Here is a 24,633-nt window from a genome sequence, read left to right as displayed (position 1 = left end):
GCTATTGTACTAGGCAGGCCGCCAGCGGCCAGTGATCAAGGCAAATTTTGCAGCCATCATCGCCGTTACCCGATGAAAGTTGCGGCTTTTCTCCGGGGAAGTAGCGCGCAGACAGGCTGTGACGCCCCTCATCGATGAAACACTCCAGACTGGAGCGATCGCACAACACGGTGATCCGCCCGCCAGCCCATGGGCTGCTGCGGGTTTCCCATGCGCCGCTCTGCCAGTTCTGGCGCCGCAAATTGATGCGCCCCTGCTGCCACACCAGTTCGGCCACGGCGCCAAACCAGAGGCTACCCTCCCCGCACAGATCCAGATCGAGCCAGGCCGAGTCGATGGCCAGCCCCGGAAATTCGCCGAGCGTCCCCTCGAAATGGGTCTGCTCTCCCTTGAGCGCCTCAAGCTCCACCACCGGCCGTTGGCAGAGCCAGTCGTCCTGCCAGAAGAGCTCCCGCGGGCAGCTCATCTGGTGGATCCAGCCATAGGGGATAGTGGGCTGGCTCATCTCGTTCTCCTCCGGCAGACCCAGCCAGCCGAACAAGAGGCGACGCCCCTGACTGTCCAGGGTGGTTTGCGGCGCATAGAACTCGAAGCCCCTGTCCAGCTCGTGGAAATCCCCGTGGGCGAAGCGCTCGCCGTCGAAGTCGCCCGCCAGCCAGCCGCACTGGTAGAGGTTGCGATAATCCTCGCCCACCGGGGCAATCCCCTGCGGGCAGCTGATCAGCACATGGCGCTCACCAAGCGCGAACAGATCAGGGCACTCCCACATGTAGCCAAACTCGCCAAGACCGCCGCGCCCGCTGCCGGCGATGGGGCCCACCAGCGTCCAGGCATCCAGCGCATCACCGCGATAGAGCAGCACTTCCCCTTTGTCGTCCAGGGTGCGCGCTCCCAACACCATCAGCCACTGCTGGCCGTCGTGCCACACCTTGGGGTCTCGCACATGGCCGCTGTAGCCTTCAGGTAAATTGAGCACAGGTCCCAGCTTGGCAAAACCGCCCTCACCGTCGGCGCGAGCCAGACACTGGAAGGCGGTGCGGCTGCCATCCGGGTATTTGACGTTGCCGGTGTAGATGAGGGTCAGGCGCCCCTGCTCGTCGCTGACCGCCGAACCCGAATAGCAGCCGTGGCTCTCATAGGCTTCGGTGGGCAACAGCGCCACCGGCTCGTGCTGCCAGTGCAGCAGATCGGTGGAGCTGACGTGGCCCCAGCCCTTGTTGCGATGCTCGCAGCCAAGCGGGTTCCACTGGTAGAAGAGGTGATAGCGCCCGTTGTGCTCGATAAAGCCGTTGGGATCGTTGAGCAGCCCCACTGGAGCTGCCAGGTGCCAGCGGGGCCGATGGGGATCGGCCGCCGCCTTGAGCTGTCCGGCCAGCAGGGACCGGACAACCTGGTTGAGAAAATGGCTTTCCTTCATCACTCCACCTTGTACTTGAGCAGGTAGGAGGCTGCGAAGGCAGCGCCAAAGGCGATCACCAGCCCGATGACGTAGTGGATGAGGCTCATGGGCTGGACGATGGCCATGCCGGGGATGCCAGTCAGACCCACCGCCGTCATGCCCACCTTGGCGGCCACCACGTAGGCACCGCCGCAGGCCCCGCCGAACAGGCCGGCGAGGAAGGGCTTGATGTAGCGCAGGTTGACGCCAAAGATGGCGGCCTCCGTGATGCCGAGCAGGCAGGACATGGCCGCCGGCACGGTAATGGCCTTGATCTTCACGTCGCGGGTCTTGAAGTAGACTGCGAGGCAAGCACCGCCCTGGGCCACGTTGGCCATGGCCCAGATGGGCAGCAGGAAGTTGACGCCTATGGCCGGATTGGTGAGCAGCCCCGCCTCGATAGCGTGGAAGCTGTGATGGATGCCGGTGATGACTATAAGCGAATAAGTCCCGCCAAACACCAGCCCCGCCAGCCAGCCCGCCTGCTCATAGAGGGCGCTCAGACCGAAGGAGATGCCATCCCCCAGCACCCGACCCGCCGGGCCGATAAAGAGCAGCGCCACGAAGCCGGTGATGATGACGGTCAAGAACGGGGTGAGGATCAGATCCAGGGCGTCCGGAATGCGCCTTCTCAGCTGTTTTTCCAGATGGGACATGAACCAGACCGCCAGCAGCACCGGGAAGACGGTGCCCTGATAGCCGATCATGGCCACATCCAGCCCGAAGAAGTCCATGGTCTTGAAGCCGCCCGCCACGCCCCAGGCGTTGGTCAGGGCCGGGTGGGTCAGAATGCCCCCCAGCGTTGCCCCGAGGTAGGGGTTGCCGCCAAACTCCCGCGCCGCGGTAAAGCCGATCAGGATCGGCAGTATGATAAAGGCCGCCGAGCTGAACATGTCGAGCATGACGAACAGCGCGCTGTCGGCATTGACCCAGCCGTAGGTGCGCACCATGCCGAGCAGCCCCATCAGCAGACCCGAGGCGACTATGGCCGGAATGATGGGGACGAAGATGTTGGAGAGCGTCCGCGCCAGGCGCTGGGCCACGTTGAGCTTGGCCGTCGCCATGTCGGTCAACTCCGCCTTGCTGGCGGTGCCTGTGCCGGTCAACGCCACAAACTCCGCATAGACCTTGTTGACCAGACCGGTGCCGAAGATCACCTGAATTTGACCCGCGTTGCTGAAGCACCCCTTGACCCCGTCCAGCTTGTCGATGGCGGCCTTGTTCACCTTGCTGTCGTCCGCCAGCACCAGCCGCAGCCGGGTGGCGCAGTGGGCGGCACTGACGATGTTCTCACTGCCCCCGAGCAGGGGCACCAGATCCTTGGCTATCGCACTGATATTCATATTATTCCTCTTATGACCCGCCAGTTGGCGGGCCCTTGTCATATGAGATTAAGGGCTGTTGAGCTGCGGTTCTAGCCGCAGATCAACGGCCGCTTGCGCTCGATCGCGCCCAATAGCAAAAATTCATCCAGCTGGGTGCGGGTGGGCAGCGCCGTCATGGCCCCCTTGGCGGTGGTGGCGAGCGCCCCGCAGCCGTGGGCCTGAGCCAGGATGGCGGGCAGCTCGACCAGCGTCGGCAGCGACGAACGCCCGGCCAGCGCCGCCAGGAGACCGGCGACAAAGGCATCCCCCGCCCCCGTGGTGTCGAGCGGGGTCACCTTGGGCCCCACCCACTCCAGCAACTCGCCATCCAAACGGGCCACCACACCGGCCGCCCCCCGGGTCACCAGCACCAGGGCGGGCCCTTGTATGGTGGCCAAGCCCGCGGCCAGATCGTCCAGACCACTCAGCAATTGCAGCTCCTCCACCGAGAGCTTGACCACGTCCGCCAGGGCGATGGCTTCGCGCACCACGGGCAGCATCTCGGCCGGGTTGCCCCACACCTCCGGGCGCAGGTTGGGGTCGAAGCAGACTCGCCCGCCAGCCGCCTTGATGGCCGCCATGGCGTGCAGGCAGCTGGTGCGCACCGGCTCGTTGGCCAGGGCGATGGAGCAGGTCAGCAGCCACTGCCCGGCCAGGAAGACCGGCAGATCGGCGGGGCTCAGGAACTGATCGGCACTGGGGCGCACCATGAAGGTGAAGCTGCGCTCACCCTCGTCATCGAGCGCAACCAGCACTGTGCTGGTGCGATGGGCCGGATCCTGGGTCAGATGACGGATATCGACGCCCTCCGCCACTAGGGTCTCGGCCATAAAGCGGCCGAAGGGATCGGCGCCGACCCGGCCGATAAAGGCCGCATCGCCACCAAGCCGTGCCACCCCGACCGCCACATTGGCGGGCGCACCGCCCGGACACTTGAGGTAGTGCACCTCCCCTTCCGGGATAAGATCCACCACCGCATCCCCCATTACCCACACACGATTCGTCACCTTGCTACTCCACTGCTGCACAGGATTTGCCAGAGCCGGGCTCTGTTCTCTTGGTCGGCATTATCAGCTAAACCGTTTTAGCTAACCAATAGATCCCGGCGCCGGCTGCCATTTTTGTGATCGGGATAACGAACTAGAACCAGGTTTCCATCTGCACGCCAAAGTTCCACTCACCACCGGCGGTGAAATCGCTCTGGCCCATGGCGTCGTCGCTGGCGTAGTTGTCGAGCTCGGAGGACCAGTCCATCCAGGTGGCGAATACCCGCAACTCGGGCCGCTCGAAGAAGCCGGCGGTCTGCGCCTTGAAGGTGGGCGCGAAGGTGAGCTTGGTGAAGTTGCCGCTCACCGCCTGCCGTCCCTTGTAGCCCTTGGGATCCAGGTCCATGTACTGCCAGGCGGCCTCGTAGACCAGCTCCACGTTCTGGCTCAGCACCTGGGCCACCCGGGTGTTGAGGGTCAGCCACTGATACTCGTCCCCCTTCACGTAGCGATCCTGGCTCTGCTCCGCCAGCAGGGCCGGGGCGACACGCCAGCGCGGAGAAAGATCGGTTGCACCGAACACTGCCAGGCGCACCGCATCGGCGTCCGGCAGCAACTCGCTGTCGGAGCCCAGCCCCTTGAGCTCGGCCCCCAGGCCATGACCGTAGAGCACCGCCGCCTTGGAGAAGCCGGGGTTGATGCCAAAGAAGCTGTCGGCGTGGTAGGCCACCAGGGTGTGCGCCCCCTTGTTCGCCGCCTCGCTGCCAACGCCGCCGTCGTTGATGCGCGCCTCGTTGTCCTTGGCGGAGAGGCCGTTCAGCATCCACTGCCAGTTGCCGAAGCGGTTGTTCATGGTGAGGATGTAGCTCTCTATGTCCGAGAGGCCGCTGGCGCTGATGTCGCCGTAGTCGCGCCCGTAGAGGGAGAAATTCGCCTTCCAGCTGTCGGCCAGCTGCACGTCGTAGACACCGCCACCGGTCCCGGCCAGGAAGACCACGTCCGAGTCGAGCCAGTGGATGTCGAAGTTGTCCCGATCGAAGCGCTTGCCCGCCCAGAGCACCGAGTGCTGGAAGGGGCCGCTGAAGCTCGCCAGGTCGCCTATTTCGGCAAACACCTGGCGGGTGTTGAGGCTCGAATCGCTGGCGGTCCAGTCGTTGCTGGTCTCCACCCCGTCCGCCAGCATCAGCTTGTAGCGGGCCCAGCTGCCATCGTCGAAGGTCTGGGTCTTCAGCAGGTTGGCCTCCATGTAGGTGTCATCCTCGTTGCCAAGGCGACCCACGGCCCCGCCCACAGAGCCGGCTGGCGTCACGTAGGGACCGCCGCGCCCGCCGTTGCCGTTGCTGTTGACCAGCAGGCCGGAGCGGGCGTAGCCGTGAAACTCGAAGCCTTGGGCACCGGCGGTCTGCTTGTCCACCTTCTCGCTCTGGGCCTTGGCCACCACTGCTGTCTCCCGGGCCTCACTCGCCTTGCTCTGGGCCTCATCTGCCCGCGCTTCGGCGGCGGCGGCGCGGGACTCTGCCGCCTGCACTCGCGCCTCCAGCGCCGCCATACGCGCCTCTATACCGCCCTCGGCCGCCCACAGCGGGCTGCTCATCCCCAATCCCAGCGCTACCGCCAGCGCCAACTTGCTCTTGAACATCGTCATCTTCCTCACCTGTCATCTGCCGCCCGTCCGGGCGCTGTTGTTATGGACGAGCAGAGAATAGCTAAACCGCTTTAGCTAACTCAATATACCAGCTAAACCGTTTCAGCCACTTGTGATCAGCGTAACGTTTGCACAGGGAAAACCGACGGGAGTTGTGAGGAGGATCCCTCATCGGGATCCACTCAATAGGGCGGATCCGGGGCAAATCGCAGGCAAAAAGAAAGCCGGCACTGAAGGCCGGCTTGGGTCACGCAGGTCGCGGTTACTTGGTCAGGTCGTCGAAGAAGCGTTTCACCCCTTCGAAGAAGCCTTCGGATTTCGGCTTGTGAGTCTTGGCGGCGGCACCGCTGAAGGACTCGTCCAGCTGGCGCAGCAGATCTTTCTGGGTCTCGGTCAGCTTGACCGGAGTCTCGATCACCACCTTGCACATCAGATCCCCGACCTGGCCGGAGCGCACGGACTTGACGCCCTTGCCTCGCAGGCGGAACAGCTTGCCGGTCTGGGTTTCTGCCGTGACCTTGAGCTTGACTCGGCCATCCAGGGTCGGCACTTCGATCTCACCGCCCAGCGCCGCAGTGGTAAAGCTGATGGGCACCTCGCAGTAGAGATCGTTGCCGTCACGCACGAAGATCTCGTGCTCCTTGACGTGGACCTGTACGTAGAGATCCCCGGCCGGTGCGCCGGCCTCCCCCGCTTCCCCTTCGCCGGAGAGACGGATGCGATCCCCGGTATCGACGCCCGCCGGGATCTTCACCGACAGTGTCTTGGTCTTCTGGTAGCGCCCTTCCCCATGGCACTTGCGGCACGGATCCTTGATGATCTTGCCGCGACCATGACAGTGGGGGCAGGCCTGCTGCACCGCGAAGAAGCCCTGGCGCATCTGCACCTGACCGGAGCCGTGGCAGGTCGGGCAGGTATGGGCCTGGCTGCCGGTGTGGGCACCGGACCCGTTGCACACCTCGCAGTGGACCTGGCTCGGGATCTTGATCTCCTTGGAGACCCCGCGCACCGCCTCTTCCAGCGTCAACTCCATGTTGTAGCGCAGGTCGGAGCCACGGGCCGGACCGCGACGACCACCGCCACGACCGCCGAAGATGTCACCAAACACATCGCCGAAGATGTCACCGAAATCGGCACCACCGCCGAAGCCGCCATGGCCGCCGCCCTGGCTCTGATCCACGCCGGCATGACCGTACTGGTCATAGCGGGCACGCAGGTTCTCGTCAGTCAGGACCTCGTAAGCTTCCTTGACCTCCTTGAACTTCTCTTCCGATGCGGCATCACCCTGATTGCGATCCGGGTGATACTTCATCGCCAGACGCTTGTACGCCTTCTTGATCTCGCGCTCGTCGGCACCTTTCGATACCCCGAGCACTTCGTAGAAATCGCGCTTCGACATACTCATCCTGTTCTACTTGAGCCGTTATGCAGACGGGCGTTGGTTACCCAACGCCCGTGAAATCATTGACTGAGCCGATGGGCAGAGTCTGCTCTGCCCATCTGGGTTGGGCTTATTTCTTGTCGTCTTTCACTTCTTCGAACTCGGCGTCAACCACGTCGTCGTCAGCCTTGGCGGAAGAAGAGGACTGACCGGCATCAGCACCCGCGGCGCCTTGCGCCTGAGCCTGCTGCTGGGCAATCTCCATCAGCTTCTGGGACGCTTCCATCAGGGCCTGTTGCTTGGCTTCGATGGCAGCCTTGTCGTCACCCTTGATGGCGGCTTCCAGCTCGGACAGTGCAGTCTCGATCTTGGTCTTGTCGTCCGCAGGCAGGGCGTCACCGGCCTCGGTCACCTGCTTGCGTACCGAGTGGACCAGACCGTCAGCCTGGTTGCGGGTCTGCACCAGCTCTTCGAACTTCTTGTCTTCCGCCGCGTTGGCTTCCGCCTCGCGTACCATGCGTTCGATCTCGTCATCAGACAGACCAGAGGAGGCCTGGATGGTGATCTTCTGCTCCTTGTTGGTCTCCTTGTCTTTCGCAGAGACGTGCAGGATGCCGTTGGCGTCGATGTCGAAGGTCACTTCGATCTGCGGCAGACCGCGCGGTGCCGGACGGATGCCTTCCAGGTTGAACTGGCCCAGGGACTTGTTGTCGCTGGCGCGCTTGCGCTCACCCTGCAGCACGTGAATGGTCACGGCAGACTGGTTGTCTTCGGCAGTGGAGAACACCTGGGACTTCTTGGTCGGAATGGTGGTGTTCTTCTCGATCAGCGCAGTCATCACGCTACCCATGGTTTCGATACCCAGGGAGAGCGGGGTCACGTCCAGCAGCAGTACGTCGGTCTTGTCACCGGACAGTACGGCACCCTGGATGGCGGCACCCATGGCCACGGCTTCGTCCGGGTTGACGTCTTTACGCGGCTCTTTGCCAAAGAAGTCGGCAACGGTCTTCTGAACCAGCGGCATACGGGTCTGGCCACCCACCAGGATGACGTCGTCGATCTCGCCAACCGCCAGACCGGAGTCTTTCAGGGCGACACGAACCGGCTCCAGGGAGTCTTTCACCATGTCTTCCACCAGGGATTCCAGCTTGGCGCGGGTCACCTTGATGTTCATGTGCTTCGGACCTGTGGCATCTGCGGTGATGTACGGCAGGTTGACGTCGGTCTGCTGGGCGGAAGAGAGCTCGATCTTGGCTTTCTCGGCGGCATCTTTCAGACGCTGCAGAGCCAGCTGGTCGTTGCGCAGGTCGATGCCCTGCTCACGCTTGAACTCGTCTACCAGGTAGTTGATGACGCGGTTGTCGAAGTCTTCACCACCCAGGTGGGTGTTACCGTTGGTCGCCAGTACTTCGAAGGTGGTTTCACCTTCCACTTCGTCGATCTCGATGATGGAGATATCGAAGGTACCGCCGCCCAGGTCATAGACGGCAACCTTGCGCTCGCCCTTGACCTTGTTCACGCCATAGGCGAAGGCCGCAGCAGTCGGTTCGTTGATGATGCGTTTTACATCCAGACCAGCGATGCGACCGGCATCCTTGGTGGCCTGACGCTGGGCGTCGTTGAAGTAGGCCGGTACTGTGATGACCGCTTCGGTCACCGGCTCGCCCAGGTAATCCTCGGCGGTCTTCTTCATCTTCTTCAGCACTTCGGCAGAGATCTGCGGCGGTGCCATTTTCTTGCCTTTGACTTCTACCCAGGCGTCACCGTTGTCAGCCTTGGCGATGGCGTACGGCATGATCTTCAGATCGCGCTGTACTTCTTCATCTTCGAAACGACGGCCAATCAGACGCTTGATAGCGAACAGCGTGTTCTTCGGGTTGGTGATGGCTTGGCGCTTGGCCGGCTGACCAACCAGGATTTCGCCGTCATCGGCATAGGCAATGATGGACGGAGTAGTACGGTCGCCTTCCGCGTTCTCGATCACGCGAGCATGGTCGCCATCCAGAATAGCAACGCAGGAGTTGGTAGTACCCAGGTCAATACCGATGATTTTACCCATTTGACGAATCTCCAAATACTTTGAATAAACTGGCGAGGGGCTCGCCTTAAATACGTTAACGGCTAGGTGGGGCCTGCCACTGTGGCTTTCAAGCACCCGACATCAAATTCTTTCCGTGTCACCTAAATTTCCATGCCACTGAAATCAGATGCCGCCGTGGCCTTGCCACCTATATGGGGTCTCAAGCCGACGCTTCAAGCCCTGACCTTAAAAAACCGCGCATTCTTGCCCCTTGGGCGCAAGAGTGCTTGCCAAATGGCGCCAACAAATACCCTGATGGCGCCGCTACCAATAAAAAGCCCGCCGAGCGGCGGGCTCAGCACAGGGACGGAGCTCAGGCCGGGGCCTTGGAGACCATCACCATGGCCGGACGGATCACCCGACCGTTGAGTTCATAGCCCTTCTGCATCACGGCGATGACGGTGTTGGGCGCCAGCTCGGCGTTCTCTATCATGCTCATGGCCTGATGGGCGTTGGGGTCGAACGGCTGGTTCTGCGGATCCAGGGCGACCAGGCCAAACTTGGCCACCGAGCTCTGCATGGATTTGAGGGTCAGCTCGACCCCTTCGATCATCGGCTTGAGCGCTTCGCTCTCCTTGTCGGCGAGCTCGATGGCACGCTCCAGGTTGTCCAGCACCGGCAGCAGCTCGGCGGCGAACTTCTCCAGCGCGAACTTGTGTGCCTTCTCCACGTCCTGAGCGGCGCGGCGACGCAGGTTTTCCATCTCGGCGACGGCACGCACGGCGCGCTCACGCTCTTCCAGGGATGCCTGCTGGGCTGCCTCCAACTGGGCCTCCAGCTCGGCAATGCGGGCCTGCTCGGCTGTCACTTCACTGTCTACATCGGTCGGCTCGACTGGCTGGACTTCCACTTGCTCCATCGCTTCAACCTTTTGTTCTTCGTGGCTCATGACATCTCCAATATTCAGGGGTTACTTATGAGGGGTTGCTGACGTTCAGGTAAGCGACACGCGTCAACGGACCCTGTGTTGGCGCTATTATGGGGACGCAGCCCCGGCTTTCAAGGGGAAAAGGCCATATCAGGCACAATGCCTGCCGCCAGCCGGCCAGCTTGCCGCTTTTCGGGGCCGATTGCGCCAAGGGCCATGGAGACAGACAAATCCCCGGCAAAGCGCGGTATACTCCCCGCAAGACTTCCCCCAGACCCGATAACCTATGGATTCTCCGTTCAAAACCGTTGCCCTCATCGGCAAGCCCCATCATGAAGGGGCCAACCAGACCCTCAGCGGCCTGTATCAATACCTGAGTACCCGCGGTTTTCGGGTGCTGCTGGAGAGCCGGGTCGCCCAGACCCTTGGCATGCTGGGTGACAACGTGATGGATCTGGTGCAGCTCGGTGAGCAGGCGGATCTGGCCATCGTCGTCGGCGGTGACGGCAACATGCTGGGGGCGGCCCGGGTGCTGTCCCGGTTCGATGTGGCGGTGATAGGGGTGAACCGGGGCAACCTCGGCTTCCTGACCGATCTCTCCCCCCAGGATTACCTGCTGCCCCTGGAGCAGGTGCTCTCCGGCCACTTCAAGAGCGAGCACCGCTTCCTGCTGGAGGCCGCCGTCTATCGCCACGGCGAGCGCAAGTCGAGCAACCTGGCGGTCAACGAGGCGGTGCTGCACCCGGGCAAGATAGCCCACATGATCGAGTTCGAGGTCTATATCGATGGCAGCTTCATGTACAGCCAGCGCTCGGACGGCATCATAGTGGCCACCCCCACTGGCTCCACCGCCTACTCCCTGTCGGCGGGGGGCGCCATCCTCACCCCCAAGCTCAACGCCATCACGCTGGTGCCGATGTTCCCGCACACCCTGAGCAGCCGTCCCATCGTACTGGACGCGGACAGCGAGGTGCGGCTGCTGGTCTCCCCCGACAATCAGGATGACGCCATGCAGGTGAGCTGCGACGGCCAGGTGACCCTGGCGGTCCACCCGGGGGACGAGATCCTCATCAAGAAGAGCCAGCACAAGCTGCATCTGGTGCACCCGCTGGATTACAGCTACTTCCACGTGCTGCGCAACAAGCTCGGCTGGGGCAGCAAGCTGTTCTAGAAGGCGGGCCCGGGCCGCAGCAAGCCTGGCGGCGAGAGCCTAGCCCTCGCCGCCCTCAACCAGCCGAAGCGGTCCGGGCTCGAGCTGCAGATGCACGCCATTTCGCCCCGCCGCCTTGACCCTGTACATGGCCTCATCGGCCTTCGTCAGCAAGTGCGCCAGCCCTGACTCAGCGCCCGCGCAGACGCCCCCCACACTGACCGTCACCCCCTCGCACGGCGGGCAGGTCCCCTGACGGGAGCCAGTCTCTATCTGGCGGCGGATCCGATCGCAAATGTCATGGGCCATCTGGCCGTTCACCCCTCCCATGATGATGGCGAACTCCTCGCCACCTATGCGCCCCACCAGATCATCCTTGCGCGTCTCGGCCACCAGCACCCTGGCCACGTACCGGATCACCTCATCACCGCAGCCGTGACCAAATCGGTCATTGACGCGCTTGAAGTGATCGATGTCGAGCACCACCACGCAGCGCATCTGCCCTGGCCGCGCCCGCTCCCCCTGCCTGAACAGGCCGCGCCGGTTGAGCACCCCGGTGAGGGGATCCCGCTCCGAGAGGGCCAGCAGCGCCTGCTCCGCCTCCACATAGGCCACCAGGGGCAGCAGCAATACCGAGCCTATGGTCAACACCATGTGCATGAAGAAGATCCCATCGAGCAGCCAGTCTCCCTCACTCACGGGGCCAGTGGCCCCCAGCAGGAGCAGCAACCCCTGGCTCAGCAGTATGGTGAAATGCAGCAGGTAGATGACGGCGACGGCATGAAGTACCCGCTTCTGGTGCCGGCTGAGGGAGACGATGAGACAAGCACACCAGAGGTAGACCACAGACTCCATCAGGGCCAGCACCATGCGCACCTCGAAATGGCTCGACAGCCCCAGATAGGCAACCAACAGCAGGGCAACCCCTCCCCACAGGGTGCGGGGGCGCCAGGACAGGCCATAGAGGGCATAAAAGCCGGCCAACAACAGCAATATGCTCATGAGGGAGACCAGGCCACCGACCCTGATCCCCAGGGCCGGATAACCACTCCCTATCCCCAGACTGAGCAGCAAGATGGAGAAGGAGAAGAGGAAGGCCGACAGGGACCAGAACAGGAAGTTGCGCCGACCAGGCTTCAAGAAATGGATGAACAACATGAGCAGTGCCGACATCAGATTGATTGCCAGGGAGATCAACAGCAGGGTCGGGGTGTGGATCATCTAGATGCATCCTTGGTGAAAGCATGGTGGCCTGCCCGTTGAACCCGAGCCATGCCTGTCTCGAGTGTGTCTCAGCCACCCCGACTCCACAAGTTCACTGCCTCGACAAGACCCCATAAAGGTGAACCAATACAGGCTGATCGCGCACCTGGCCCCTAAGGACACATCGCCCATGGGATGCCATGACGGCTAGGTGTGGCACCTCGCACAGCCCCTCACCCCCTTTGCCCGGCAAAAAATCCCGCCCCGCACACTTTACTGTATATAAGACCAGTATATACTGGATGCATACACAGTAATGTTGACCCATACAGGATGAGACCATGCTGACCCAGCTGACCGTCAACAACTTCGCCATCGTCAAGTTTCTCGAACTCGATCTGCAATCCGGCATGACCTGCATCACAGGGGAGACGGGGGCAGGCAAATCCATTGCCATCGACGCCCTCGGCCTCTGCCTCGGCGAGCGGGCCGAAGCCAGCATGGTGCGACCGGGCAGCGACAAGACGGAAGTCAGTGCCCGTTTCCTGCTGGACGGCAACCCGGCCGCCCGCGCCTGGCTCGCCACCAACGAGCTGGAGAACGACGGTGAGTGCATAGTTCGGCGGGTACTCTCCGCCGAGGGGCGCTCGCGCAGCTACATCAACGGCGTCCCAGTCCCCCTGGTGCAGCTCAAGAGCCTGGGTCAGTTGCTGGTCAACGTTCACGGCCAGCACGCGCATCAGCTGCTGCTCAAGCCTGACTATCAGCTCGCCCTGCTGGATGGCTATGCCGGTCACCACCTGCTGCTCGATGAGGTGCGCCAGCACTATCAGCAGTGGCGCCAGCTGCAGAACGAGCTCAACCGCCTCAAGGCCGAGCAGCAGCAGCGGGAGGCCCGTCGCCAGCTCATCGAGTATCAGGTGCAGGAGCTGGACGAGTTCGCCCTGCAACCCGGGGAATTTGAGGCCATCGAAGAGGAGCACCAGCGCCTCGCCAACGGCACCGAGCTGATGCAGGAGTGCGGCTATTGCCTCGACCTGCTCTATGACAACGAGGAGACCACCATAGCCGGTCTGCTGCAGGTGGCGGTGGACAGGGCCGAGACCCTGGTCGGCATGGACAGCCGCCTTGGCAACGTGCTCGGCATGCTGAACGAAGCCCTGATCGGCGTGCAGGAGAGCCACAGCGAGCTGCGCAGCTATCTGGATCTGCTGGAACTGGATCCCGAGCGTTTCAACGAGCTGGAGGCCCGCCTCTCCAAGGCGATCAATCTGGCCCGCAAGCACCACGTCAAGCCGGCGGATCTCCCGTCGCACCATCAGGAGCTGGCCAGCGATCTCGCCCGCCTCCACTCAGATGAGGAGCGGTTGGAGGGGATGGAGGATGAACTGGCCGAGGCCCGTCAGGCCTTTGTCCAGGCGGCAGAGGTGCTCAGCCAGAGCCGTCAGCGCTATGCCCTGGAGCTGGCCACCCAGGTGACCGCCAGCATGCACGAACTGGCGATGCCCGATGGCCGCTTCGCCATCGAGGTCCGCCCCGACGCCCAGAGCAGCCTCTCCCCCCTCGGCATAGACCGGGTGGAGTTCATGGTCACCACCAACCCCGGGCAGCCTATCCAGCCGCTGGGCAAGGTGGCCTCCGGCGGCGAGCTGTCGCGCATCAGCCTCGCCCTAGTGGTGATCAGTGCCCGCAAGATCTCCACCCCCACCCTGATTTTCGACGAGGTGGACGTGGGGATCAGCGGCCCGACGGCGGCCGTGGTGGGCCGCCTGCTGCGCCAGCTCGGCGAATCCACCCAGGTGATGGTTGTCACCCACCTGCCCCAGGTGGCCGGCAAGGGCCACCAGCACATGGTGGTCAGCAAGCACACGGACGGCAAGACCACAGAGACCCAGATGCAGGCACTCAACCAGGGTGCCCGCCTCAACGAGCTGGCCCGTCTGCTGGGTGGGGATCAGATCACCGACAACACCCTGGCCAATGCCCGCGAGCTGCTTGCCTCCTGAGGGCGGTGCGGCAAGCCATCGACGCCGCTCGCCGCCTCCGGGGCGGCGAGCCATCCAGTCTTCGTCGACATGAGCGTAAGTGAGTCATCAACCTTCCGACGCCAGCCCTAAGTGGCATGTCATCAACCTTCATGGTGACCTGATCGGAGGGAGAGCCACCCAGCTGCCGGTACGGGGGTCAGTGATCAACTTCCCCGGTTGCCTGCCCAAAGCAGCGGATCCTGGCCTCATTGCACGGCCTGCCCGAGGCGCCGAGCCATCGCCCCCGGCAATCTGCCAGGGGGCGATGGGCCCCGGCACTAGCACAGGGCCACCCTATGCCTTGGCAGCCAGGCGCCAAGTGCCACCAAGGGCTTGGGTCGATGGCGTGCACCTGGCACCTCCCCCAGCCCTCGGCGCCCCAAGCGAAGAGAGGCCGAATTTGCCCCCCTGGCCGCCAGACAGTAGAGTGGAACCGACTCGGGCCCCATGGCCCCCTCTGGCCCGGCGCCGCGACATGCGGCCGAGACCATCACCCGACATCAGGAACCACCTCATGCTTCATGTCTTTGGCCACAAGAATCCCGACAGCGACAGCATCTGCACCGCGCTGGTCACCGCCGACTGGCTCAATCGTCAGGGTCGTCCCGCCCAGGCCTATACATTGGGTGAACCCATTGCCGAGACCCGCTTCATCCTGGAGACGGCGGGCGTGGCGGCCCCCCCGGTTCTGACGGGCAGCGTCGCCAACAAGCCGGTCTTTCTGGTGGATTTCAGCGAACTGGAGCAGGGGCCGGAGGGGCTGGCCGAGGCCGATGTGCAAGGCCTCATCGATCACCACCGCATCGGCACCCTCATCACCCGTAGCCCCCTCGACGCCTGGATCAGGGCGGTCGGGTGCAGTGCCACAGTGCTGCTGGAGCTGATGGGCCATGACAATCTGTCCCGCACCCAGGCCAGGTTGTTGCTTGGGGCCATCATCAGCGACACCTTCAACTTCACCTCCCCCACCACCACGGCAGAGGACAGGCTCGCGGTCGAGCGGCTGCTGCCCATCGCCGATCTGGTCCTGGCCCCCTTTGCCCAGACCCTGCTGGAGCGGCGCACCCAGTTGGGCGATACCCCCCTGTGTGAGCTGATCGTTGCCGACGAGAAGGCCTATCAGATAGCGAGCCATTCCCTCATGGTCAGCCAGATCTGCGTGATGGACCCGAGCCAGATCCACAGCCGGATGGAGGAGTTGCATCACGCCATGGCACAGAGGCTGACCCTGGACTCGCTGGACGGCTATGTCTTGATGCTGACCGATCTGGCCAGGGGGAGCAGTGAGCTCCACTTTGCCAGCAGGGGCATACTGCCAGCCGAGCCGGTTCACCTGGCGGGGGCCCTCAGCCGCAAGAAAGAGGGGCTTCCCTGGTTGACCCGACAGCTGTCATAAGCCCCCAGCCAGCCCCTGTCCCAGTGGCGGCCTGCCGACCGCCACTGGGATTTCCCCCTAGACATCGGATCCCTGCACCTTGGCTCGAAGCCGGGCGAGCAGCATGATCACCAGGCACAGCCAAGACAAACCCCACGGCTGTGCTACCCATGGACCCTTTACCCATCTCATTCCTCCATCAAGGGGGCCATGGACGGCATGTCTTCATTTTCCATTCAACTGCGTCTGTTATGCTGATGTAAACAAAGGTGATCTTGCGCGCCCTCCCCGACAAAGGATGAAGTCTGGCGCTCAAGACAGACGAGTGAGAACCATGCAATACAGGGCGGGATCATTGTGGTAGGGGGCAGATCCTTTGTCCCCGGTGACCCGCGCCATGCCAAGGAGAACTGCTGATGACCCACACCAACATAGTGCTGTTGCTGGAAGGCAAGGATTACGAGCAGGAGACGCTGGCCAAGGCGAGCCGCCTGGCACAGGGGCTGGGGTGCGCTCTGACCCTGTTGCACCTGACGCACAGCAGCAAGGTGCGCCGCAAGAGCCTGTCGCTGTCCGAGGAAGAGCGCAGTGCCCAGGGAACCCTGGATGCCAAGGCCATCATCAGCGAACTCATCACCCTGCTGCCCCATCCGGTGGATTACCACTGCCTGGTGGTCGATGACGTGGTCAGGGATCTGGGCCAGTGGCTGAGCACCCACCCGACTTCGCTCCTGCTGGTCGGCAGCCGCCACCACTGGATGGAGGGCTCATTGGCGCGTCTGCTCATCTACAAGCTGCCCGTCGATATCCAGATCTGCCACGAGCCCTATGCCGAGCAGCTCAAGGCCGTCGGCTGAGTACCCGGGAGCCCGCTCAATGAGCGGGCTCCCTGCATTTCTCCCCTCGGTAGACCTCACGGCCCCTTGCACTGCCCCCAGCGGGTATCATGCCGGTCTCCCCCTCTCCTCCGGCGGTCACCCGGCCCCTTAATTGACAACTTCATCTACATGATTTCTTACACATTGCTCGCTTCTTTTTAAGTGCCATTTGCTGCAGGATATCGCCCTTGCACGCCTTCGCGCGTTTCGTTCAGGTGATAAATGAAGACTCTTCCAAAACCAGGCAAATATGCCCTGCTTGCCCTGGCACTGCTGGCCCTCGTGGTCTGGCTGGCCTGGCCCGGCAAGACCCAGGGCCCGGTGCTAACCGCCACAGTGACTCGTCAGGATGTGGAGCAGACGGTGCTGGCCAGCGGTGTACTACAGGCCATAGAGCAGGTGGATGTGGGAGCCCAAGTCTCGGGTCAGGTCACCTATCTGGCGGTGGAAGCCGGGCAACAGGTCAAGCAGGGAGATCTGCTGGCAGAGATAGATCCCCTTATCGCCCAGAACAACCTCAAGACCGCGGAGGCCGAACTGGTCAGCCGCCGTGCCCAGCTCAAGATCAAGCAGGCCCAGCTCAAGCAGAACGAGTTGACCTGGCGCCGCCAGCAGCAGATGTTCCGGCAGGAGGCGAGCTCCCGAGCGGATCTTGAGAGCGCCGAAGCGCAGCTGGCCGTCACCCGGGCCGAGTTGCAGAGCGCCCAGGCAGACATCGACAACGCCCTAATCAAGGTGGAGCGCACCAAGACGGAGCTCGGCTATAACCGCATTCAGGCCCCCATGGATGGCACCGTCGTCAGCATAGTGACCCGCCAAGGGCAGACCCTGGCCGCCAGCCAGACGGTCCCGACCCTGCTCAAGCTCGCCAACCTGGACACCATGACGGTCAAGGCGCAGATCTCGGAGGCGGACGTCACCAAGGTCAGGGCAGGCATGCCGGTCTACTTCACCCTGATCGGAGACCCGGACCGCCGTTATCACGGCACCCTGCGCACAGTCGAGCTGGCCCCCACCAACATCAACGAGCAGAGCGCCAACACCACGACCACCAGCAATGCCGCCATCTACTATTACGCCCTGTTCGATGTGCCCAACCCCGACCATCAGCTGAGGGTCGCCATGACGACCCAGGTCACCATAGTGCTGGGTGAACGCAAACAGGTATTGGCCATCCCCCAGACCGCCCTCGGCAAGAAGCTGGGGGAGCACGAATATGAGGTTACCCTGCTGATGGAGGACGGGCAGAAAGAGACCCGCCGCATCAAGACCGGCATGAAGGATGACATCAAGATAGAGGTGGTGAGCGGCCTGAACGAGCAGGACAAGGTCATCCTGGATCAGGGCAAGCCCGTCCAGCACGATGAGAGTGAGATGGCACCGTGAGCGAGCCCCTGATCCGGCTCAAGGGCATAGAGCGCCGCTACCAGAGCGGGGAGCACGAGGTAACGGTGCTGCACCCGCTGGATCTGACCATAGCGGCGGGGGAGATGGTGGCCATCGTCGGTGCCTCCGGCTCCGGCAAGTCCACCCTGATGAACCTGCTGGGCTGCCTCGATCGCCCGAGCGGCGGCCAATACCTGTTTCGTGGTCAGGACACCGCCGGCCTGGATGCCCTGGCCCTGGCGCGGCTGCGCTGCCACCACTTCGGCTTCATCTTCCAGCGCTACCATCTGCTGCCCCATCTGGATGCGGCCGCCAACGTGGAGATCCCCGCCATCTATGCCGGCACCTCCCGCCCCGAGCGCCAGATACGTGCCCGCACCCTGCTGACTCGCCTGGGCTTGAGCGATCGCAGCCACCACAGGCCGGGCCAGCTCTCCGGCGGCCAGCAGCAGCGGGTCAGCATAGCCCGGGCGCTGGCCAATGGCGGCGAGGTGATCCTGGCGGACGAGCCCACAGGCGCCCTCGACAGCCACAGCGGCAAGGAGGTGATGGCCATCCTGAAGGAGCTGCACGAGCAGGGTCACACCATCATTCTGGTGACCCACGACATGGCGGTGGCCAACCACGCCAATCGCATCATCACCCTGCGGGACGGACGCGTGGTGGAAGACAGCGGCCGGCTGGCTGCCAGCTCCCCCATCTCCCCGGATAAGGCCCACGGGGTGGAAGAGCGTCAGCAGATAGCACAAGCCGCCACCGACCCAGCCGCCGGGCAGAAAGCCCACGAGGCAGCGCAGGGCCGGATCCCCATGGCCTCAGTCGCCAGACGCGGCAGTCAGGGCTGGGATCGCTACCGGGAGGCGGGTCGCATGGCCCTGCACGCCATGCTGGCCCACCGCATGCGCACCTTCCTCACCATGCTCGGCATCATCATCGGTATCGCCGCCGTGGTCAGCGTGGTGGCGCTGGGCCAGGGGGCCCGCGCCAAGGTGATCGACGACATCAACGCCATGGGCACCAATACCATCGACATCTTCCCCGGCAGGGACTGGGGTGACGAGAAGGCCGCCAGCATCCAGACCCTGAACGAGCGGGATCTCGACGCCCTGCTCGGCCAGCCCTATCTGGAGGGGGCCAGCCCCCAGATCGCCACCTCGGGTCAGCTCCGTTATCGCAACAAGACCAGCAGCGGCAGCGTGGTGGGGGTCGGCAGCGACTTCTTTCGGGTCAAGGGGATGACCCTCACCCAGGGCCGACTGCTCGACGAGCGGGACATCCGCAGCCGGGCGGCGGTGGCCGTGGTGGATGGCAAGACCATCACGAGCCTGCTCGGCAAGACGGATCCCGTCGGCCAGGTGGTGCTGGTCGGCACCCTACCGGTGCGCATCGTGGGGGTCGTCAGCCAGGAGACCGGCTTCGGCCGCAGCAGCCAGTCGGTCAATGTCTGGCTGCCTTACAGCGCCGTGATGAGCCGCCTCATCTCCCAGAGCCACTTCAGCCAGATCACCATAAGGGTCAAGGACGGGGTCCAGCCCGCGCTGGCCGAGCAGGCCGCCGTGGCGCTCTTGACCCAGCGCCACGGGGTGAAGGATTTCTTCACCTTCAGCAGCGACAGCATCGTCAAGTCGGTGGAGAAGACCACGGCCACCCTGACGCTGCTGGTCTCCGCCATTGCGGTGATCTCCCTCATCGTCGGTGGGGTCGGGGTGATGAACATCATGCTGGTGTCCGTGGTGGAGCGCACCCGCGAGATAGGGATCCGCATCGCCGTCGGCGCCCGCCAGTCCGACATCCTGCAGCAGTTTCTGATCGAGGCTGTGATGGTCAGCCTGCTGGGGGGCCTGCTCGGTATCGGCCTTGCCATGTTCATCGGGTTTGTCTTCTCCCTGCTCGTGGAAAGTTTCCAGATGCGCTTTTCGCTCTTTTCCATCCTGATGGCCTTCGGCTGCTCCTCGCTCATCGGGATCCTGTTTGGTTACCTGCCCGCCCGCAATGCGGCCCGGCTCGATCCGGTCGAGGCACTGGCGAGGGAATGATGATGCACAACTTGTCCGGCCCGAGGAGGCTTCGCCTCTCATCCAACCAACAGCGCAGCCTCTTGTCGAGAATGGCGCTCAGCCTGGTGCTCACCACCTGCCTCGGTGCCTGCAGCCAGCAGAGCACCTACCACAGGCCCGAACTGGACGTGGCGCCAGCGTGGCAGCAGGATGCCCGGGATCTTGGCGGCCAGCAGGCCGGGCTCTGGTGGCAGGGGTTCCGGGATCCCGCCCTCGACCAGCTGGTCGATAAGGTGCTCGCGGCCAACCCGGACATGCAGGTCGCGGGGCTCAGGCTCAAGAGCGCCCTGCTCGGTGCCGATCTCGCCGACACCAACCTCACCCCGTCGGTCAACGCCAGCCTGGGGGCGAGCGGCAACAAGAACATGAAGGATGGCAGCGCCAGCAGCAACCTTGGCCCTTCCTTCAACCTGAGCTATGAAGTGGATCTCTGGGGCAGACTAGCCGCGGCAAGGGATCAGGTGAGCTGGGAGGCACAAGCCAGCGAACAGGATCTGGCCGCCACCCGATTGCTGCTCATCGGCAAGACCCTGGAGCAATACTGGCAGCTGGCCTACCTCGGCTCGGCCATCTCCCTGGGCGAGCGTCAGCTGGCCAACTACGAGCGGATAGAGCGGCTGACCCGGGCAAAATATGACGCCGGGGCCGTCACCCGCCTCGATCTGGTGCAGGCCAGCCAACAGAAAGCCGGCAAACAGGCGGATCTCTCCTCCCTCACCCTGCAACGGGAGCAGGCCGGCAATGCCCTGCGCCTGCTGCTCGGCCGCAGCAGCGGTCCGCTGGAGTTCGCCCCGACCTCCCTCGCCATGGGTCCCATTCCGACGCTGGCGGTCGGCATACCGGCCGATGTGCTGAGCAGGCGCCCAGACGTGCGGGCCGCCGAGCTGCGCCTTCGCAAGACGCTGGCCAGGGGGGACGAGATCCGTACCGGTTTCTACCCCACCCTCAGCCTCACCGGCGGCGCCAGCACCACCTCGGACACCCTGACCCAGGTGCTGCAGAACCCGGTGGGGACCCTGGGTGCGACCCTGGCGCTCCCCTTCCTCGAGTACAACAAGACCCGGCTCTCCATCGCGAGCTCCGAGATTGACTATCAGATAGCCGAGACCGAGTTTCGCAAGCAGCTCTATACGGCCCTGCTGGAGGTGGAAGACGGCCTGGCCGCTCGCCAGCAGGGGGAGCAGCGTCTGCGCTATCTCGAGCAGCAGCTGGCCTATGCCAAAGAGGCCGAGCGGCTGGCGGGGGCCCGTTTCCTGGCAGGCGCCACCGGGGTTCAGCCCTGGCTGGACGAGCAGAATCGACTGTGGGATGCCGAGCTCGGCGTGCTGGCCCAGCAACAGAGCCAGCTAAAGACCATGGCCGGGATCTACCGGGCGCTGGGAGGCAGCGATCGGAGCTAGAGCCAGGTCAACCCCACGGCAGCCAGCATGGCCTCCATGCTGGCTACCCTTGCCCTCACCCGCCACAAAGCAATTGATAATAATTTTCATTTAATGAAAAATGAGCGCTCTCGTCTGTCAGGAGTACTCAAATGTCACAGTCCGCCCCGGTCAATCGCCCTCGCCTGCTCACCGTCAAGCATGTCCACGATGTGAGCCCTCATCTGCGCCGAGTCTGCCTGACCAGCCCTGAACTGGCGGATTACCCCTTCAGCTGTGGCGGTGCCCATATCAAGATCATGCTGCCCCGGCCGGGCCAGAGCGAGGTAGTGCTGCCAACCCCGACCCCCAAGGGGCCCCGTTGGGAAGATCCGAGCCAGAAACCCGTGATCCGCACTTTCACCATCCGCGCCTTCCGCCGCGAGACCCTGGAGATCGACATCGACTTCGCCCTGCACGGCGATGTCGGCCCCGCCAGCCGTTTCGCCCTCCACGCCAAGCCGGGGGACAGGCTCGCCATCTCGGGCCCGGGCGGCCCGGACCCCATGTTGCAGGTGGCCAAGCACTACTACATGGCAGGCGATCTCACCTCCCTGCCCGCCATCAGCGCCATGGCCGAGGTGATGCCGGCAGAGGCCCGGGGCCATATCGCGCTGTTGGTGCCCCATCAGGAAGATGTGCAGGATCTGTCGCTGCCCGAAGGGGTCAGCCTGCGCTGGTTTGTCGGCACGCCGGACCAGACCGGCCCTCTGGTGGAGCACTTCACCACCCTGCCCATGGCCGCCGAGGGGAGCTATTTCTGGTTCGGGGGGGAAGAGGGTCTGGTGGTGCCTCTGCGCCGTCATGTCAGGCGTGCGCTGGAGATAGATCGTTCACAGGTCTATGCGGTGCCTTACTGGCGCAGCGGCAAGGATGAAGACGCCTACCATCAGGATCGTCACGTCGTGATGGATAGCTGATAACACCCTGTATTCCTTGCACTTATCAGGCCTTCTCCCGCTCGGGAGCGGGCCTGGTTGCCATTCGCCCCTCCTTTTTACGGCCCGCCCCCCATCTCTGGTGATCCTCTCGGTAGTGCTTGCATTTGAGACGGACAGCAAGATAATGATAATCACTCTCAACAATGATGATGTGTGCCGGACGCAGATCCCAGATCCAAACGCCCGAGCGTTCCAGACACGTCGTCGACCCCATTTGCACAGCAAGGTAATCCCAGATGGCTGTTTTGAATTCGGTAATGCGCGCCTTCGCGGTGGAGGCGCTCCCCACCCCTGCCGACCTGTTGGCACAGCATCCCTGCTCGGCCGACATGGCGCAGCACATTGACCACCACCGCCACCAGGTGCGCCAGATCCTAAGTGGGGCAGACGATCGCCTGCTGGTGGTGATAGGCCCCTGCTCCATCCATGATCCCGTCGCCGCCCTCGACTATGCCAAGAGGCTGGCACGGCTCGCCGTCGCCTATGAGGACAGGCTGCAAATAGTGATGCGCACCTATTTCGAGAAGCCGCGCACCACAGTCGGCTGGAAGGGGCTGGTCTTCGATCCTCATCTCGATGGCAGCAACGACATCGGTCACGGGCTCCGCCTGGCCCGCCAGCTGCTGCTCGACATCAACCGGCTGGGGCTGGCCACCGCCACCGAGTTTCTCGATACCACCAGCTTCCTCTATCTGGCGGATCTCGTCAGCTGGGGAGCGATCGGTGCTCGCACCACAGAATCCCAGGTACACAGACAACTGGCCTCGGCCCTGCCCTGTCCGGTCGGCTTCAAGAACGGCACGGATGGCAACATCCGGGTGGCCATCGATGCCATCCTGGCCAGCGAGGCCTCCCATCTGTTCACCGCCCCCGGCAGCCAGGGGGGCATGGTGGTGATCAAGAGCGAGGGCAACCCAAGCGGCCATATCATATTGCGTGGCGGTACCCTGCCAAACTACCACCAGAGCGACGTGATGGACGCGGCCGAGCGCCTGGTGCGCCAGGGGCTCAACCCTCGGCTGATGGTGGATTGCAGCCACGGCAACAGCCAGAAATTGCACCAGAACCAGCTTCGGGTCGCCGAGGAGCTCTGCCGCCAATTGCGGGGCGGGAGCAATACCATCGCCGCCGTCATGGTCGAAAGCTTCCTGCAGGGGGGCAGCCAGAAACCGGCGCCACTGAGTGAGCTGCAATATGGCTTGTCGGTCACCGATGCCTGCCTCTGCTGGGAGGAGAGTGAAACCCTGCTGGCCATGCTGGCCGATGCCATCGAGGCGCGTCGTCAATGTTCAAACAGGCGCGCCATTCCCCTTCGCAATGAAGTCAGCCAGCCTGTCAGCTAACACATTGCCTATTTCTCCACAGCGGGGTCGCCAGACCCCGATTCACATCTTCGGCCTGGGTAAATGACATTCACATATTGTCCTGGCAAGGGTGCCAAATAGAGCAGTCATGAGGGAAGAAATTGGTACAAGAGGGACAATGTCTCCCCATGATAGAAAAATGGGCAGACAGGCAGAGCGAGAGATACACCGGCAACCCCACCTATTTAATCCCATCGTGACGCCCGCTAATTTGTTGTCTTGTGCCATCAGAGATAACAAATGGGCTGTATGAGTCCTCATCGTGTGGCTGACAACACGCCACAGAGATTAGCTTCCCGCTAATGGATCCTTTTTATTGGCCCATGATGGTCATGGCTATTCCGGATAGGTAATCGTAATTCGGTGTCATCTTCTCTGGACAATAGAACAACAGGATCCTGAAAATAATAATGCCGCCCCTTGGGCGGCATTATTGATGAAGCGATCCTGGCAATCAGATCAGGAAGTCGTTCAGATCCTTGCCCAGCGCAACTTGCTCGGCAATGGCTTTGGGCATGCGGCCCTGGCCGGTCCAGGTCTTCTCCTGGCCATCTTCCTGATACTTGTATTTGGCAGGGCGCGGAGCGCGCTTGCTCTTGGTCGCGCCAGCAGCTGCCGGAGCGGCCACGCTGCCGATCAGCTCGCGCGGATCGATGCCAGCCTGTTGCAGCATCTCGGTAAACTCGCTCAGCTTGCGCTGACGCTCTTCCTGCTCGGCCCGCTCTTGCTCTACGGACTCGGCACGCTCGTTATATACCAGATCAAACTTTTCTTTCGCTTCTTGCAGTTGCTCAAACGGCAGTTCACGAATGGCAGCACGCAAGCTGCGAATGTTCAGCAGAACCTTCAGAAACTCGTTCATTACTTCCTCACAGAATTATTTTTGTATGTCACAGGGATTACACATTCTGAGAATAGCATGTCCGCTCGATAACAACATAATGATTTTATAGTGCCGGAGCAATTCCTGGCACCTGGATGTCATTATTCCCTGTGGTTAATTCACGCCGTCACTCTTATCAGATGGTCCACTCAACAGACATTATTTCTTCAACACAGCTTAATCGGTGCC

Annotated in this window: 18 protein-coding genes; 9 read left to right on the top strand and 9 right to left on the bottom strand. The window is 62.9% G+C overall.

The window, feature by feature from the left end; all coding sequences use genetic code 11:
* Position 1: 1 nt before the first annotated feature.
* The 7 genes from ACB039_RS13445 to grpE all read right to left on the bottom strand — a co-directional run bounded on the left by ACB039_RS13445 (position 2) and on the right by grpE (position 9,783).
* Positions 2-1,417, bottom strand: a complete 1,416-nt coding sequence (locus tag ACB039_RS13445; RefSeq protein WP_371165856.1) for a glycoside hydrolase family 32 protein — start codon at positions 1,415-1,417, stop codon at positions 2-4.
* Positions 1,417-2,781, bottom strand: coding sequence for a sucrose-specific PTS transporter subunit IIBC (locus ACB039_RS13440; RefSeq protein WP_290071717.1), 1,365 nt, complete (start codon positions 2,779-2,781; stop codon positions 1,417-1,419). Before ACB039_RS13440 ends, ACB039_RS13445 begins: the two co-directional genes overlap by 1 nt.
* Before the next feature lie 71 nt (positions 2,782-2,852).
* Positions 2,853-3,830: an aminoimidazole riboside kinase gene (locus ACB039_RS13435; protein ID WP_290071718.1), complete on the bottom strand. Its 978-nt coding sequence runs from the start codon at positions 3,828-3,830 to the stop codon at positions 2,853-2,855.
* A gap of 112 nt (positions 3,831-3,942) precedes the next feature.
* Positions 3,943-5,433 carry a carbohydrate porin gene (locus tag ACB039_RS13430; protein WP_371165855.1) on the bottom strand — a complete coding sequence of 497 codons (1,491 nt, stop codon included), beginning with the start codon at positions 5,431-5,433 and terminating at the stop codon, positions 3,943-3,945.
* Between the two features lie 262 nt (positions 5,434-5,695).
* Positions 5,696-6,832 (bottom strand): molecular chaperone DnaJ, encoded by a 1,137-nt coding sequence (dnaJ, locus tag ACB039_RS13425; protein WP_005330311.1) that lies wholly within the window; start codon positions 6,830-6,832, stop codon positions 5,696-5,698.
* A 112-nt stretch (positions 6,833-6,944) separates the two neighbouring features.
* Positions 6,945-8,873 carry a molecular chaperone DnaK gene (gene dnaK, locus ACB039_RS13420; RefSeq protein ID WP_371165854.1) on the bottom strand — a complete coding sequence of 643 codons (1,929 nt, stop codon included), beginning with the start codon at positions 8,871-8,873 and terminating at the stop codon, positions 6,945-6,947.
* Positions 8,874-9,207: 334 nt separating this feature from the next.
* Positions 9,208-9,783: a nucleotide exchange factor GrpE gene (gene grpE, locus ACB039_RS13415; protein WP_025327678.1), complete on the bottom strand. Its 576-nt coding sequence runs from the start codon at positions 9,781-9,783 to the stop codon at positions 9,208-9,210.
* A gap of 265 nt (positions 9,784-10,048) precedes the next feature.
* Between grpE and nadK the strand changes: the two genes are divergently transcribed.
* Complete coding sequence (gene nadK / locus ACB039_RS13410) at positions 10,049-10,933, top strand: NAD(+) kinase (protein WP_025327679.1); 885 nt, start codon at positions 10,049-10,051, stop codon at positions 10,931-10,933.
* 39 nt (positions 10,934-10,972) lie between these two features.
* Here nadK and ACB039_RS13405 read toward each other — a convergent pair whose 3' ends face one another.
* The gene (locus tag ACB039_RS13405) at positions 10,973-12,133 is read right to left on the bottom strand and encodes a diguanylate cyclase (protein WP_371165853.1); all 1,161 of its coding nucleotides are present in this window, start codon (positions 12,131-12,133) and stop codon (positions 10,973-10,975) included.
* Between the two features lie 323 nt (positions 12,134-12,456).
* On the opposite strand from ACB039_RS13405, the gene recN reads away from it, so the two are divergent.
* From recN to ACB039_RS13365, 8 genes are all read left to right on the top strand, one after another.
* Positions 12,457-14,121 carry a DNA repair protein RecN gene (gene recN, locus ACB039_RS13400; RefSeq protein ID WP_139751142.1) on the top strand — a complete coding sequence of 555 codons (1,665 nt, stop codon included), beginning with the start codon at positions 12,457-12,459 and terminating at the stop codon, positions 14,119-14,121.
* A gap of 535 nt (positions 14,122-14,656) precedes the next feature.
* Positions 14,657-15,538 carry a DHH family phosphoesterase gene (locus tag ACB039_RS13395; RefSeq protein WP_139751141.1) on the top strand — a complete coding sequence of 294 codons (882 nt, stop codon included), beginning with the start codon at positions 14,657-14,659 and terminating at the stop codon, positions 15,536-15,538.
* A gap of 395 nt (positions 15,539-15,933) precedes the next feature.
* Positions 15,934-16,374 carry a universal stress protein gene (locus ACB039_RS13390; protein WP_139751140.1) on the top strand — a complete coding sequence of 147 codons (441 nt, stop codon included), beginning with the start codon at positions 15,934-15,936 and terminating at the stop codon, positions 16,372-16,374.
* Positions 16,375-16,617: 243 nt separating this feature from the next.
* A complete protein-coding gene (locus ACB039_RS13385) occupies positions 16,618-17,781 on the top strand; it encodes an efflux RND transporter periplasmic adaptor subunit (protein ID WP_139751139.1) in 1,164 nt (387 codons plus the stop codon).
* Positions 17,778-19,817 (top strand): MacB family efflux pump subunit, encoded by a 2,040-nt coding sequence (locus ACB039_RS13380; protein ID WP_139751138.1) that lies wholly within the window; start codon positions 17,778-17,780, stop codon positions 19,815-19,817. Before ACB039_RS13385 ends, ACB039_RS13380 begins: the two co-directional genes overlap by 4 nt.
* Positions 19,818-19,888: 71 nt before the next feature.
* Complete coding sequence (locus tag ACB039_RS13375; RefSeq protein WP_180344977.1) at positions 19,889-21,238, top strand: efflux transporter outer membrane subunit; 1,350 nt, start codon at positions 19,889-19,891, stop codon at positions 21,236-21,238.
* A gap of 131 nt (positions 21,239-21,369) precedes the next feature.
* Positions 21,370-22,176, top strand: a complete 807-nt coding sequence (locus ACB039_RS13370) for a siderophore-interacting protein (protein ID WP_005332611.1) — start codon at positions 21,370-21,372, stop codon at positions 22,174-22,176.
* 257 nt (positions 22,177-22,433) lie between these two features.
* Positions 22,434-23,540, top strand: a complete 1,107-nt coding sequence (locus ACB039_RS13365) for a 3-deoxy-7-phosphoheptulonate synthase (protein ID WP_041205359.1) — start codon at positions 22,434-22,436, stop codon at positions 23,538-23,540.
* 475 nt (positions 23,541-24,015) lie between these two features.
* Here ACB039_RS13365 and ACB039_RS13360 read toward each other — a convergent pair whose 3' ends face one another.
* Positions 24,016-24,423, bottom strand: coding sequence for an H-NS family nucleoid-associated regulatory protein (locus tag ACB039_RS13360; RefSeq protein ID WP_005332615.1), 408 nt, complete (start codon positions 24,421-24,423; stop codon positions 24,016-24,018).
* Positions 24,424-24,633: the final 210 nt, after the last annotated feature.

The organism is Aeromonas sp. S2(2024), from assembly GCF_041402505.1.
GTDB classification, from domain to species: Bacteria; Pseudomonadota; Gammaproteobacteria; order Enterobacterales; family Aeromonadaceae; genus Aeromonas; species Aeromonas media.
Note: the sequence above shows the minus strand (reverse complement) of the source record. Positions and strands in the feature narration are given on the sequence as shown.

Excerpts from the sequence above, each read along its gene's own strand:
- ACB039_RS13445 (WP_371165856.1), bottom strand. The coding sequence starts at position 1,417 with ATGAAGGAAAGCCATTTTCTCAACCAGGTTGTCCGGTCCCTGCTGGCC.
- ACB039_RS13440 (WP_290071717.1), bottom strand. The coding sequence starts at position 2,781 with ATGAATATCAGTGCGATAGCCAAGGATCTGGTGCCCCTGCTCGGGGGC.
- ACB039_RS13430 (WP_371165855.1), bottom strand. The coding sequence starts at position 5,433 with ATGACGATGTTCAAGAGCAAGTTGGCGCTGGCGGTAGCGCTGGGATTG.
- dnaJ (WP_005330311.1), bottom strand. The coding sequence starts at position 6,832 with ATGTCGAAGCGCGATTTCTACGAAGTGCTCGGGGTATCGAAAGGTGCC.
- dnaK (WP_371165854.1), bottom strand. The coding sequence starts at position 8,873 with ATGGGTAAAATCATCGGTATTGACCTGGGTACTACCAACTCCTGCGTT.
- grpE (WP_025327678.1), bottom strand. The coding sequence starts at position 9,783 with ATGAGCCACGAAGAACAAAAGGTTGAAGCGATGGAGCAAGTGGAAGTC.
- nadK (WP_025327679.1), top strand. The coding sequence starts at position 10,049 with ATGGATTCTCCGTTCAAAACCGTTGCCCTCATCGGCAAGCCCCATCAT.
- ACB039_RS13405 (WP_371165853.1), bottom strand. The coding sequence starts at position 12,133 with ATGATCCACACCCCGACCCTGCTGTTGATCTCCCTGGCAATCAATCTG.
- recN (WP_139751142.1), top strand. The coding sequence starts at position 12,457 with ATGCTGACCCAGCTGACCGTCAACAACTTCGCCATCGTCAAGTTTCTC.
- ACB039_RS13395 (WP_139751141.1), top strand. The coding sequence starts at position 14,657 with ATGCTTCATGTCTTTGGCCACAAGAATCCCGACAGCGACAGCATCTGC.
- ACB039_RS13390 (WP_139751140.1), top strand. The coding sequence starts at position 15,934 with ATGACCCACACCAACATAGTGCTGTTGCTGGAAGGCAAGGATTACGAG.
- ACB039_RS13385 (WP_139751139.1), top strand. The coding sequence starts at position 16,618 with ATGAAGACTCTTCCAAAACCAGGCAAATATGCCCTGCTTGCCCTGGCA.
- ACB039_RS13375 (WP_180344977.1), top strand. The coding sequence starts at position 19,889 with ATGGCGCTCAGCCTGGTGCTCACCACCTGCCTCGGTGCCTGCAGCCAG.
- ACB039_RS13370 (WP_005332611.1), top strand. The coding sequence starts at position 21,370 with ATGTCACAGTCCGCCCCGGTCAATCGCCCTCGCCTGCTCACCGTCAAG.
- ACB039_RS13365 (WP_041205359.1), top strand. The coding sequence starts at position 22,434 with ATGGCTGTTTTGAATTCGGTAATGCGCGCCTTCGCGGTGGAGGCGCTC.
- ACB039_RS13360 (WP_005332615.1), bottom strand. The coding sequence starts at position 24,423 with ATGAACGAGTTTCTGAAGGTTCTGCTGAACATTCGCAGCTTGCGTGCT.